12 protein-coding genes are annotated in these 12407 nt (G+C 63.9%); 6 read left to right on the top strand and 6 right to left on the bottom strand.

Features of this window, described 5'->3' with window-relative positions; translation table 11 throughout:
- Window positions 1–90: 90 nt before the first annotated feature.
- From JN280_RS16260 to JN280_RS16235, 6 genes are all read left to right on the top strand, one after another.
- The gene (locus JN280_RS16260; protein ID WP_202313544.1) at window positions 91–804 is read left to right on the top strand and encodes a DUF1868 domain-containing protein; all 714 of its coding nucleotides are present in this window, start codon (window positions 91–93) and stop codon (window positions 802–804) included.
- A 231-nt stretch (window positions 805–1035) separates the two neighbouring features.
- Window positions 1036–1809, top strand: a complete 774-nt coding sequence (locus JN280_RS16255; RefSeq protein WP_202313542.1) for an amino acid ABC transporter substrate-binding protein — start codon at window positions 1036–1038, stop codon at window positions 1807–1809.
- Between the two features lie 174 nt (window positions 1810–1983).
- Window positions 1984–2664, top strand: coding sequence for an amino acid ABC transporter permease (locus tag JN280_RS16250; RefSeq protein WP_202313540.1), 681 nt, complete (start codon window positions 1984–1986; stop codon window positions 2662–2664).
- Entirely contained in the window at window positions 2661–3434 is a 774-nt protein-coding gene (locus tag JN280_RS16245) for an amino acid ABC transporter ATP-binding protein (protein WP_202313538.1), read from the top strand. The genes JN280_RS16250 and JN280_RS16245 overlap by 4 nt, the downstream gene beginning before the upstream one ends.
- A 282-nt stretch (window positions 3435–3716) precedes the next feature.
- A complete protein-coding gene (gene rnk, locus JN280_RS16240; RefSeq protein ID WP_202313536.1) occupies window positions 3717–4130 on the top strand; it encodes a nucleoside diphosphate kinase regulator in 414 nt (137 codons plus the stop codon).
- A 147-nt stretch (window positions 4131–4277) separates the two neighbouring features.
- Window positions 4278–4805: a nucleoside-diphosphate kinase gene (locus tag JN280_RS16235; protein WP_244743355.1), complete on the top strand. Its 528-nt coding sequence runs from the start codon at window positions 4278–4280 to the stop codon at window positions 4803–4805.
- A gap of 128 nt (window positions 4806–4933) precedes the next feature.
- On the opposite strand, the gene JN280_RS16230 is transcribed toward JN280_RS16235, so the two are convergent.
- The 6 genes from JN280_RS16230 to JN280_RS16205 form a co-directional block, all read right to left on the bottom strand.
- Window positions 4934–5425, bottom strand: coding sequence for a GNAT family N-acetyltransferase (locus JN280_RS16230; protein WP_202313535.1), 492 nt, complete (start codon window positions 5423–5425; stop codon window positions 4934–4936).
- Window positions 5422–5712 (bottom strand): type II toxin-antitoxin system TacA family antitoxin, encoded by a 291-nt coding sequence (locus tag JN280_RS16225; RefSeq protein ID WP_202313534.1) that lies wholly within the window; start codon window positions 5710–5712, stop codon window positions 5422–5424. Before JN280_RS16225 ends, JN280_RS16230 begins: the two co-directional genes overlap by 4 nt.
- 253 nt (window positions 5713–5965) lie before the next feature.
- Window positions 5966–7645, bottom strand: coding sequence for a formate--tetrahydrofolate ligase (locus JN280_RS16220; RefSeq protein WP_202313533.1), 1680 nt, complete (start codon window positions 7643–7645; stop codon window positions 5966–5968).
- Window positions 7646–7877: 232 nt separating this feature from the next.
- Window positions 7878–9053: a DUF2333 family protein gene (locus JN280_RS16215; RefSeq protein WP_202313532.1), complete on the bottom strand. Its 1176-nt coding sequence runs from the start codon at window positions 9051–9053 to the stop codon at window positions 7878–7880.
- A 78-nt stretch (window positions 9054–9131) separates the two neighbouring features.
- Window positions 9132–10424: a DUF6638 family protein gene (locus JN280_RS16210; RefSeq protein ID WP_202313531.1), complete on the bottom strand. Its 1293-nt coding sequence runs from the start codon at window positions 10422–10424 to the stop codon at window positions 9132–9134.
- A gap of 69 nt (window positions 10425–10493) precedes the next feature.
- Window positions 10494–12404 carry an AAA family ATPase gene (locus JN280_RS16205; protein ID WP_202313530.1) on the bottom strand — a complete coding sequence of 637 codons (1911 nt, stop codon included), beginning with the start codon at window positions 12402–12404 and terminating at the stop codon, window positions 10494–10496.
- Window positions 12405–12407 lie beyond the last annotated feature (3 nt).

Raw genomic sequence — 12407 nt, 5'->3', positions numbered from 1 at the left:
GGCGGCAGTGCAAGGGCAACTCACGCTTGTCACAGGCCCTTCATGCCCCGCAGCTACCCAGCCGGGCGCAATCGCCAACCGGATGGAATCATGGCTTACGAGACGAACGACGCCTTCGCCGAGAACTTCACCGAGATCGGCAAGGACGCGCCGCCACGCTATCTCGGCATCCGCTTCGACGCGACCGGCACGTTCATGCCGACGCCGGGCAACACGGTCGTGAGCCACGTGGTTCCGGGCTCGCGCACCGAAGCGGCGCTGGCCCGCGTCCGCCAGGGCCTGATGGACCTGCCCTATGGCGACCGTTTCGCCTATACGCCCGTCTCCAGCCACCACATGACCGTCTTCCAGGGCATCATCGAGGGCCGGCGCAAGCCGGACTACTGGCCCGAGGGCGTCGCGCTGGACGCAGCCGTGGAGCAGACGACATCCCTGTTCCTCGACCGCCTGTCGAGCTTTCCTCGAGGGGACCCGTTCCACATGAAGGTCGTCTCGGTCACCCCGCTCGGCCTCGTCCTGGAGGGCGCAACCGAGCGCGACGAATACACGGTGCGCGCGCTCCGCGACGATCTGGTCGGGCCATTCGGCTATCGCCATCCTGACCACGACAGCTACACCTTCCACATCACCATGGCCTATCCCAAGGCCTGGCTGCCGGCCGGCGCCGAAGCGGCCTATCTGCCGGCGCTCGCCGCGCTCAAGGACAGCCTTGCCCAGGAGATCGACATGGTGGAGCTCGGCGCTCCCGCCTTCTGCGAGTTCACCGACATGACCGAGTTCCGTCCGCTGAAATTCCTTTCCTGAGCTTGGGGCCAAGTGCAACGGCGGCCTCTCTTTCCACGGAAGAGGCCAAGATGCCCAGAGATTGGAATTTTCTTCCGGGCTTCTGGATTTCACGAGATAAAGTTTTTCATCCGGACAGCATTGCGGTCGCGGCCCGCCTTGTTCACATCGGGCGCGGGACTAGATTCCGGGCAGTCGGGCCGCTCGGCCCGAATCCCGCGAAGAGATTCTGCGAAAGACGGAAAAGATACGATGAACTGGTTCAAATCGCTGCTGGCCGCCGCCGCCATCCAGGCGCTCGCCATCCTGCCCGGCCACGCCGGCTCAAACCTCGACGAGATCAAGTCGGCCGGCGTGCTGCGGATCGGCACCGAAGGTACCTATGCGCCCTTCACCTACCACGACCAGAGCGGGGCACTGGTCGGCTTCGACGTCGAGATCGGCCGCGAGGTCGCCAAGCGGCTGGGGGTCAAGGCCGAATTCCTGGAGGGCAAATGGGACGGCCTGATCGCCGGCCTCGACGCCAACCGCTACGACACGGTCATCAACCAGGTCGGCATCACCGAGGCGCGCAAGCAGAAGTACGACTTCTCCGAACCCTATATCGCATCGAAGGCCGTGCTGATCGTGCGCGGCGACAATGATGCGATCAAGGATTTCGCCGATCTGAAGGGCAAGAAGTCGGCCCAGTCGCTGTCCAGCAACTTCGGCAAGATCGCCGAGGCCTCGGGCGCCGAGCTCGTCGGCACCGATGGCTTCGACCAGTCGATACAGCTTGTGCTCAACGGCCGCGCCGACGCCACGATCAACGACAGCCTGTCCTTTTACGACTTCAAGAAGCAGAAGCCTGACGCCGATGTGAAGATCGCCGCCCAGCAGGAGAATGCCGACTATTCCGGCATCATCATCCGTAAGGGCGAGCCCGAGTTGCTGGCCGCGATCAACGAAGCGCTCAAGGTCATCAAGGACGACGGCACCTACCAGAAGATCGCCGACAAATATTTCGGCCAGGATGTCTCGAAGTAAGAAACCTCCGCATTCTCAAACCGAAGTTGCGCGCCGTTTTCATTCCTGCCGGGGTTCCGGCAGGAATGAAGCGGTGCAAACTGCTGTTCCGACAAGCGACGCGGCGTTGCGGTGAGCCGGCCACCGGCTTAGCGTCGCCAACCAGACGAATTCGACCGACCGGAGGGGGTGTCCGTGCCGCACTGGCTGCAACTGATGCTGGATTCGCTCGGCCCGCTGTTGTGGGCAGGGTTGCGTTTCACCGTGCCGCTGACCCTGCTTTCCTTCGCGTTCGGGCTGACCGTCGGGCTGGCGGTGGCGCTCATCCGCCTCTTCGGCCCCGCGCCGCTTGCGGCCGCCATGCGCTTTTATGTGTGGATCATCCGCGGCACTCCGCTGCTCGTCCAGCTCTTCCTGATCTTCTACGGCCTTCCCAGCGCCGGCATCGTGCTCGACGCCTTCCCGGCGGCGTTGATCGGCTTCACCCTGAACATCGGAGCCTATTCGTCCGAGATCATCCGGGCGGCGATCTCATCCGTCGTCAGGGGGCAATGGGAAGCCTCCTATTCGATCGGCATGTCCTGGAGCCAGACGATGCGGCGGACAATCCTGCCGCAGGCGGCGCGCGTGGCGGTGCCGCCCCTCTCCAACACCTTCATCTCGCTGGTCAAGGACACCTCGCTTGCCGCTGCCATCACCGTGCCGGAGCTGTTCCAGGCCGCCCAGCGCATCGTCGCCACCACCTATGAGCCGCTGATCCTCTATGTCGAGGCGGCACTGATCTACCTCGCCTTGAGCTCGGTGCTGTCTGCTCTGCAGTCGCGGCTCGAAGAACGGCTCGGGCGTTATGGCGGCTTCATGGAGGCGCGCGCATGATCGGCCTCACCCGCCTCGAGAAGCGCTTCGGCGATCATGTGGTCTTGAACGACATCACGCTGGAGATGGCCGAAGGCAGCGTGACCGCGCTGATCGGCCCCTCCGGCGGCGGCAAGAGCACCTTGCTGCGCTGCATCAACCTGCTTGAGATTCCGACCACGGGCCAGGTGCGGATCGGCGACGACGCCCTCGATTTCCACCCGGGGCAACGGGTCGGCTGGGCGTCCATCCAGCGGCTTCGCCGCCAGACCGGCATGGTGTTCCAGAGCTTCCAGCTCTTCCCGCACCGTACCGCCCTCGGCAACGTCATGGAAAGCCTCGTCACAGTGCTGCGCTGGCCGCAGGAGCGGGCGCGCCAGCGGGCCATGGAACTGCTCGACAAGGTCGGACTGGCGCACAAGGCCGACGCCTGGCCGGCAACCCTTTCCGGCGGCCAGCAACAGCGCGTCGCCATTGCCCGGGCGCTGGCGCCCTCCCCACGCGTCCTGCTCTGCGACGAGCCGACCTCGGCGCTCGATCCGGAGCTCTCGGGAGAAGTCGTGGACGTTCTCGCCCGGCTGGCGCAGGAGGGCACCACAATGGTGATGGCCACCCACGACTTGAGGCTCGCCTCGCGCATCGCCCAGGAAGTCGTCTTTCTCGACGCCGGCACCGTGGTTGAAAAAGCCCCCGCCACCAGGATCTTCTCGACGCCGGAGCGGGAGCGCACCCGCCGTTTTATCGCCTCGCTGACGCACCGCGAAACGGAAAGCGGAAACGGCGCCTTGTAGATGAGGGCGAACACGGCGTGCTTGACATGTAGCCTCGTGTGAACCACCTTCAGGGCATGACGACGTTCCACAAGAACCACGCTCTTTTCCGGGTCTGCCCCATCGCGGGACTGTAACCCCCGGTTCGGCGCCGCGCGCCCGAACCGCGGGCGAAACCATCTTACGACCTGAACGTTTTCCGGGCTGACGCCCAAGACCGTTCGCAGCGCGCCTCCATCACAGCAGAATCAAACGCCCATGGCGCCGATCGACGGCCCGGGGCAAGCACAGGACTATTCACACATGACTGCCAAATCCCGGCGCAAGCCGGCAATCACCATTTCGCGAACCGAGCACGAGCGCCTTCTGGCGCTGGCGACCGCGCTGGCAGAACGCAATGCCGAACTCTCCGAGATCATGTTCACCGAGCTCGACAGGGCACGGGTCGTCGCCGACGGCAGCGTGGGCGACGCCGTGGTGCGCATCGGCTCGCAGGTGACCTACCAGCCCGACGCCGACACGCCGCGCACCGTCACTCTCGTCTATCCAGGCGACGCCGACATCGACCAGGGCAAGATCTCGGTCGTGACGCCGGTCGGCATAGCCCTGATCGGCCTCTCCACGGGCCAGTCCATCAGCTGGACGGCGCGAGACGGCCGCAAGCACGAGCTCATTGTTATCGAGGTTCGCCAGCCGACCGAGGCGGCACTGCCGTGAACCGTCTCCTTCTCCATGCGGGAAGCCTGATCACGGGATAGTCGCCCCTGCGGACCACGCCGAAACACTCGGCGCCGCAGGGGGCAACCTGATCAGGACAATCTTGCGACCGGCAGCCGCTGCGATGGGCTGCCGCTGGAGATCGACATGTTGGAACGCTGCCTTCTCACCACGAAGGATTTCACCATCCTTGAAGTCATGCTCGACCGGCGCTTGCGCTCGGACGCGGCGCTGGTGCCGCTGATCCGCAGGAAGCTCGACAATGCCGTTGTCGTGTTCCGCGACGACATTCCCGCCGACGTCGTCACGCTCAACAGCCGCGTGAGGTACCGCATCGGCGCGCGGGAACCGGAGACCAGGATCGTCAGCCATGACGAACTGCGCGGGCTGGTCGGCTTCACCCTGCCGATCACCCATCCGCGCGGGCTCGCCTTGCTCGGCCTCGGCATTGGCGGGTCGATCACGATCCCCACGGCCGGCGGCGGAACGGAAACGCTCCATGTCGAAAAGGTGCTGTTCCAGCCGGAAGGGGCGGGACGGGCGCTCGACAGCTCGCGGCGGGCAGGACGCAAGCTGCGGCTGGTCTATGACGCGGATGCGCTACCGAGCGCCATGGTGACGGCGGATCCAGGGGATGGCCCCTGCCCCGACGATCCGGGACCGGCCGCGGCCTGACCATGCGCGACCGTGCGGTTCGGACGCCGCGAGGGGGAATCGGCATGGGCGCTCGTCATGACCGCGCCCTGCCACCCCACTCCGCCATGGGGATGGCCGCCGAACATCGCGCAGGAACGATGCCGGCACTACAAGCCTTTCAAATCCTTGATGAGCGCGAACAGATGCAACGGATCAGTGGGCGATTCCACGAAATCGAACCGCTGATAGAAGGAGCGCGCCTGTTCGTTCTTGGCATGAACCGCGATAGCCCTGATGCCGACGATGTCCGCGGCTTGCAACGTGCGTAGAACGGCGTCGCGCAGCAGACCCGCGCCGATACTCCTGCCCTGCCAACCGACGCTGACGCCAAGGCGGGCCAAAAGCATCACGGGCACCGGATGGCGCGCAAGGCCCATGGTCAGACGATCCGGCGCGTCACCGTAGCCGACCTCGCCAACGACCAGGGTATGAAAGCCTATGACGGCGTCATCGGCCAACCCCACATAGGTTTGCGAAGCGTTGGCCTGCTGATTGGGCAGCGCGAAACGGACAAGGAACCGGTTCAGCAGTTCCTCGCCGCAATCAAACGCATCGACGGCATGGCGACGATGGAGTTTTTCAATGCGGAACTCCGTCACGAAGGGCTGTTGCCGGAGAAGATGCTCGGCTCGTTCAGCAGATTGCGCAGGTGCGGCATGTCGCGCGGCGGCGCATCGAGGGCTGCGATGAAAGTTTCCCACTGTTCGGGGTTGAGCAAGAACACACGGCGGTCGGCCAGCGCCTCCTCGGCACGGCCGAGAGCGCTTTTGAGCACGAAGTCAGTCAGTGAACGGCGCTCGGCCTGCGCGGCGGCGGCCAGCACACGTTTCGCCTCGGGGGTCAGGCGGATATCGAGTTTTTCGGTGCGGGTCGTGCGTGGAGCCATAACTATTACCTCTTGGCTTCAGCCTACCACATCGCGCCAGACATTGTCATGACAGTTCTTTGCAGCCGGGCGCCGTAGGCCGGAAGCTCCCTGAACCGAGGTTGCGGCCATACTGCGAAGGGAATCTGCTGCACATCTGAGAACGCTGACGGGCACCTTATCCTGCTGCACCCATCGGAGACATCATGCCCAACGACAAAGCGCGGCGCATCGCAAGACACGCAGCGCTTCGCAGGCTTTCGAAATCGAAGGGTCAGAACAGCCCTTCGATGAAGCCCTGCTCGTTGAGGAAGATCTTCTCCGACGACGGCGTCTTGGGCAGGCCGGGCATGGTCATGATCTCACCGCAGATCGCCACGATGAACCCGGCACCCGCAGACAGCCGGACTTCGCGCACCGGTACGACGTGGCCTGTCGGCGCGCCGCGCAGGTTGGGATCGGTCGAGAAGGAATACTGCGTCTTGGCCATGCAGACCGGCAGCTTGCCGTAGCCCTGCTGCTCCCAGGCATGAAGCTGATCGCGCACGCTCTTGTCGGCGATCGCTTCCGATCCGCGATAGATGCGCTTGACGATGGTATCGATCTTGTCGAACAGTTTCATGTCGTCCGGGTAGAGCGGGGCGAACTGCGAGGCTCCGCCTTCTGCCAGCGCGACGACCTTGCGCGACAGCGCCTCGATGCCTTCGGATCCCCTGGCCCAGTGCTGGCACAGGATCGCCTCCTCGCCGGAAGCCGCGACGAAATCCTTGATGGCCTGGAGCTCGGCGTCGGTGTCGGAGATGAAGTGGTTGATCGCCACCACCGCCGGCACTCCGAACTGCTTCACATTCTCGATATGACGGCCGAGATTGGCGCAGCCCTTCCGGACCGCCTCGACATTCTCCTTGCCGAGTTCCTCCTTCTTCACGCCGCCATGCATCTTCATGGCCCTGACGGTGGCCACGATCACCGCGGCCGCCGGCTTCAGGCCGGCCTTGCGGCACTTGATGTCGAAGAATTTCTCGGCGCCCAGATCGGCGCCGAAACCGGCCTCCGTCACCACATAATCGGCGAGCTTCAGCGCCGTCGTGGTGGCGACCACCGAATTGCAGCCATGGGCGATGTTGGCAAAGGGGCCGCCATGCACGAAGGCCGGATTGTTCTCCAGCGTCTGGACCAGATTGGGCTGCATGGCGTCCTTCAGCAGCACCGCCATCGCGCCGTCCGCCTTGAGGTCGCGGGCATAGACGGGCGATTTGTCGCGCCGGTAGGCCACGATGATGTCGCCCAGCCGCCTCTGCAGGTCCTTGAGGTCGGTCGACAGGCACAGGATCGCCATCACCTCGGACGCCACGGTGATGTCGAAACCGGCCTCGCGCGGATAGCCGTTGGCGACGCCGCCCAGCGAACTGATGATCTCGCGCAGCGCCCGGTCGTTCATGTCCATCACCCGGCGCCAGGTGACGCGGCGCGTGTCGATGCCGAGCTCGTTGCCCCAATAGATGTGGTTATCGATGAGCGCCGACAGAAGATTGTGCGCCGTTGTGATGGCATGGAAGTCGCCGGTGAAATGGAGGTTCATATCCTCCATCGGCACGACCTGGGCATAGCCGCCGCCAGCGGCACCGCCCTTGACGCCGAAGTTCGGGCCGAGCGAGGCCTCGCGGATGCAGACGACCGCCTTCTTGCCGATACGGTTCAGCCCGTCGCCGAGGCCGACGGTTGTCGTCGTCTTGCCCTCGCCGGCCGGCGTCGGGTTGATCGCCGTCACCAGGATCAGCTTGCCCGATCTGTTTTCCTGCACCGAGCGGATGAATTCGGCCGACACCTTCGCCTTGTCGTGGCCGTAAGGCAGAAGATGCTCGGACGGGATACCGAGCTTTGCGCCGACCTCCATGATCGGCTTCTTCTTTGCGGCGCGCGCGATCTCGATGTCGGATTTTACGTCGGCCATGCGGCTCCCCCGAAATTCGGTTGTGGCGTGAAGCGGCGGATCGTCCGCCTGGGTTCCGGCGCGCATAGAAGCGCGAGAGGCCTCCGCCCCGCCGTCTCAAAACAGCCGCCCGATGCGCGAAAAGCGACAGCGGCCGTCATATTCCTCGCCGGCACCAACGGACAGTTGCGCGTGGAGCGGCGCCGCCTTCAGGCTGAAGCCGGACGCGGTTCGGCTACGGTCCCAGCCGCCTTTACCTGTCGAGCACCGAGCGGATCTCGACGATCTGCGAACGCGCCCTGAGAAGGTTGAATCCCATCGTGGCCAGATGCGAGGGAAAGATGAAGCTCGATTCGTTGCCGTTGGAGATGATCCAGGGCTGCATGTTGAGCGCATCGCGCATCTGCGTCTGCATCGTATCCCACAGCGCGGTCAGATTGCGCTCGCGAATGATCCCGGAAAAATCAAACCGGGTGGCCTGGAGAATGCCGTAGTAGGCATAGAGTTGGCCATAGGCGAACCAGAAGCGGTCATCGGCGCGGGGGTCGAACCAGCCGGCATCGGATGCGTCTATCTGTCCACGCAGAATGTCGGTGGTAGAGCCCATGTCGCCGGCGATGCGGTCGAGGAACTGCAGCAGATTGTCGGCGCGAGCGTCGAATGTCGCCTGGCATTTTTCGAGGCTGACGTTGAAGGCGTTCAGTCTTCCGATGGCTTCGCGATAGACGCTGGGCGTCGGACGGGTCGGACCGCGCAGGCCGATATACCAGGCGGTCTCGTCCCAGGCCAGCGCGGTGCGCGCATCCTGCAGGTTCTGATCGATCCGCGACGTGCCGCGTGTGCGGCCGAGTGTATCGACGAGCTCTGTCGTCGTGCGCCGCATGACCTGGTTGATCCCCAGCTGGAACGCCGCCTTGTTGTCGAAGAAAGGAGTGTTGCGCCAGGGAACTCCGAAAAGACCGAGCTTCGAAACCAGCATGGACGAGATCCAGGCGTTCTGGTTGACGTTGAAGTCGACCAGGAAAGCCGAGACGGCTGCGATCTCGGAGCGCTTGCAGCTCTGCGGCGCGGCCTGCGCCGTGGTGCCACCGGTATCGTTCGAAGCAGTGCCCTGGCCGCCGGCCGCGGCCGAGATCGGATCGCCAGCCAGCACGTTGGCTGCCTGGGGCGCGACGGCGTCCTGCGAAGTCCTGGTCGGATAGTCCGGATCGAAATCGTTCCAGAACTGCGTGACGTAGAAGAAATAGCCGTAGAGGCCGATGATCCACAGAACGACCAGGCCGACGATGCCCCTGAGGATCCAGCCTCGCTGCATGTACCAGCGGCCCAGCCACATGAAAGGCCAAAGTATGATGCCGATCACGAAGCCGATGCCACGGCCGATCCAGTGGAAGATCCGGGTGACGAAATTCACGATCGGGTCCAGCACGGCAGCTCCCCTCAAGACTCGGCACCACAGCGGCGCCCGAAGTTCATGCAATATTTCCTCGTGGCGTGGAAGCCGCGTTCAATCCTTGTCGGCCAGGCCGTAGAGGCGCCTGCGGAATGCCTCCTTGTCCTTGAGATAGGTTGACTTGAGGATATCGACGGCGTCCGCGCGCCAGACGTCGTTGGCGGCCTCATAGTCCGTGTAGAAGCCCTGCTTGTTGAAGACGTAACGCGAAACGAAATCCGAAGGCACGAAATCGGAGATCAGGCGGTTGGTCAGCCAGGCATCGGCATGGTCGGGCTTGGCGCGCACCACGAGGAAACGATGCTGAGGCAACACCTCCTCGACCCTCATATGTCCGAGCTGGGCGATCTCGCGCTTGGCGAGATTGAGGAATGGGAAATTGCCGTCGCGGTTGATCAGGTCGGCATGGCTATGGATCCAGGCCTGCAACCATACCTTGTCGGCCTTGCCGATGTCGCGATTGGGCTCGCTGCGATGGATCAGGTCGCGGATCACCATCTCGGCCCGATGCTCAAGATAGCCCGAGGTCTCGATCCACGAGGCGCGCGGCAGCTCGATCCGGCCGGTCGAGGCGAGGAAGCGGAACACCCGGTCCGCATCGCGGATCGACAGATAGCTCACCTGCCACGGCCGCGAACGGCGGAAGCCGGGCGCCGAGGGGTCGCCGATGACAGTCGTGATATCCGGGTCGATGAACACGTAGAGCCCACCGAAATGACTGGTCCAGAAGGCGTTGTGGCGGAAGATCACCTGGTCCGGCACCAGCGCGTTCTCGCGGATGTCGCCACATATCTTCGCCAGCTCGACCATGCGTTCCAACATGGCGTCGTCCCGCCACGCATCGGGCTCCTGCTTCAGCCGGTCGACCAGCGCGCCGAGTTCGGCGGCCTTGCCGACCACATCCTCGGCCGACAGCACTTTGAACTCCACCTGGTTGATCGACAGAAGATCCTCGACAATCTCCACCCGCTGAACGGAATCCTCGATCTCGCCGTAGATGACATCCTTGATCGTCAGCGCGTCAATCGTCCGGCTGTTGCGGGAGAAGAATTCATAGACGAGCTGCGAGGTATTGGAAAAAGCCGTGTGCACGACAGGCAGATCGATCTGCGCCGGTGTGAGGATGATGAAGCGCCGGTTGATCTCGCCGGGGTCGAGGTAGTTGAAGTCGCCAAGTTCCTCGGCCACCTGTGGGGAGAACCCGGTGCGGTCGATGTCGAAGGCCTCCAGCCTGGTCGGCTTCAGCCCGAAGGCCTTGAGCGCCTTGTTGTAGCGCTCGATCAGATGCGGCTCCTCGATGCGCAGCAGCCGCCCGTAGATCAGCTCGTTGTCGCGCAGGAGGTCCATCAGTTGAACCCTGCCTCGCTCGCGGGACGCCTGTCCTTCTCCCCGTTTACGGGGAGAAGGGAGCTATCATCACGCATTCCACAGCCCCTTCGCCTTGAGTTCCTCGATCTCCTTGACCGCGCGCTCCCGAAGCCTCGCGTCGCGGACCAGCTTCGACACTGCCGCGTCGTCGGACCGGTCGGAATAGCGGAACTCCGAATCGGCGTACCGGTTGATCTCCTGCATCACCATGTCCATCGAGAAGGGCCCGCGCAGTTCCTCGACCATGGCTTTCTTCTCGTCATAGGGCTTGTGCATGAATGTTTCGGGCCTCTCGAACCAGTCGTCGGGAAGCTCGATGTCCATGGCCCGCATCTTGATCGCATCGGTGACGTTCTTGATGGCGCGGCCGGTGAAGCGCGGCTCGGCCTGCTTGATCATGTGGAGATAGGCGCCGACATCGGCCAGCGTCCTCGGCTCGCCCTTCTCTTTCATGAAGCGGTCATGGACCTTCATGAGCCCATCCTCCTGCGGCCTGGCGTGACCTTCATAGGCCTCGGCCACCGCTCTCTGGATCTGCTGGGCTGCATAGAGGTCGTGCTCGCCCAGCGGAATCTTGTGGTTCTTGCCGGCGAGCAGCACGAAGATGTCGATGTAGTCGTCCTCTGTCTGCGGTCCGTCGACCAGCCAGCGCGCGCCGGCCCGCTGGCGTAACGCGTCGTCGACATTCTCCGGGTAGTTGGAGAACATGCCGAAGGAGCAGTTGCCGCGGATCACGGTCATGGCACCCGAGAAGGCCGACATCAGCACGCCGGTGATTTCATGCTGGCCGGCGGATGCGCGATCGTCGGAACGCTTGGCCGCCACCTGATCGACGTCGTCGACCGTGCCGAAGCCGATCGCGCGCGGATTGAGCACATTGTCGATGAACTGCCGGCAGTTCTGCCCCGACTTGCCCTGATAGGACGATATCTGCTCGACGCCGAAATTCTCGTAGAAGAAGGGATAGGAGGCGACCTGACAATAGTCGTTGACCAGCCCTGCGATCATCTGGATGAGCGTCGTCTTGCCCGTACCCGGCGCGCCGTCGCCGATGAAGGTGAACAGGAAGCCGCCAAGCTCTACGAACGGATTCATCTGACGGTCGAAGTCGTAGGCCATCAGCATCTTTGCAAGCTTGATCGACTGGTATTTGGCGATGTGGTTGCCGACGACCTCTTGCGGTTTCTTGAAGGTCATCGTCAGGGGCTTCGATTTCCTGCCCGGCGCGACGTCGAAGCCGTCGAGCGTGAAATCGTCGGCATCGATGCGGATATGCGTGTCCTCGAACGCGCCCAGCCCGTCGAACCGGCCCTTGCGCGTCAGCAGCCCGTCGATGGCGATACGGGCCAGAGTGCGCGTGCGCATCAGCAGGTCGGCGTCGTCCCTGGCGCCCGCCAGCACCCGGTCGAGCCCTGCGACCATCGATTTCACCGCATCCTGGGGCGTGTCGAACAGGAAATCCGGCTCGGCGATGTCGTTTGGCGGTTCGCCGTCGCTGTCGATCAACTGCAGGAGGTAGGCCGCAAGGCTGAAGGCCGCGACATAGCCGGAGGCCGAAAGCAACTTCTTGAAATGCGTCGCCTCCTCGCCCTCCAGCGGCGCCCGCGCGTTCCGCGCCTGCAGGCTTTCGAGGTCGCTGGAACGGACGAACACCTCCGCCACGGCGAGCGCGATCTGGATGCCCCGGCGGACCCGATAGAGCAATGTGTGCTGCGGGATCGACAGGAGCTGGTCGTCGGGCCGGATCGCTGCGACCGTCTTCGTCAGCTCGACCTCGCGCGTCTTGCGCACCGACCCTGTCGACACGGTCGAGACGAAGCGGCGCCCCGTGCCGGCGAGCGGCGTCGCGGACTGGCCGGAAGCATCCTCCAGCACGACCATGCGCGTGATGAGGCTCTGGGCCGTGGCGCGATGCTTTTCGATGTCGGCTTCGGGAATGGTCGTCAGGCCGGTGTCCATGCG

The sequence above is a fragment of the Mesorhizobium sp. L-8-10 genome, from assembly GCF_016756635.1.
Taxonomy (GTDB): Bacteria; Pseudomonadota; Alphaproteobacteria; order Rhizobiales; family Rhizobiaceae.
This window is presented reverse-complemented; position numbering and strand designations above follow the sequence as displayed.

Coding starts and splice junctions, on each gene's coding strand:
- JN280_RS16260 (WP_202313544.1), top strand. CDS start 91: ATGGCTTACGAGACGAACGACGCCTTCGCCGAGAACTTCACCGAGATC.
- JN280_RS16245 (WP_202313538.1), top strand. CDS start 2,661: ATGATCGGCCTCACCCGCCTCGAGAAGCGCTTCGGCGATCATGTGGTC.
- JN280_RS16235 (WP_244743355.1), top strand. CDS start 4,278: ATGTTGGAACGCTGCCTTCTCACCACGAAGGATTTCACCATCCTTGAA.
- JN280_RS16205 (WP_202313530.1), bottom strand. CDS start 12,404: ATGGACACCGGCCTGACGACCATTCCCGAAGCCGACATCGAAAAGCAT.
- JN280_RS16210 (WP_202313531.1), bottom strand. CDS start 10,424: ATGGACCTCCTGCGCGACAACGAGCTGATCTACGGGCGGCTGCTGCGC.
- JN280_RS16220 (WP_202313533.1), bottom strand. CDS start 7,645: ATGGCCGACGTAAAATCCGACATCGAGATCGCGCGCGCCGCAAAGAAG.
- JN280_RS16255 (WP_202313542.1), top strand. CDS start 1,036: ATGAACTGGTTCAAATCGCTGCTGGCCGCCGCCGCCATCCAGGCGCTC.
- JN280_RS16225 (WP_202313534.1), bottom strand. CDS start 5,712: ATGGCTCCACGCACGACCCGCACCGAAAAACTCGATATCCGCCTGACC.
- rnk (WP_202313536.1), top strand. CDS start 3,717: ATGACTGCCAAATCCCGGCGCAAGCCGGCAATCACCATTTCGCGAACC.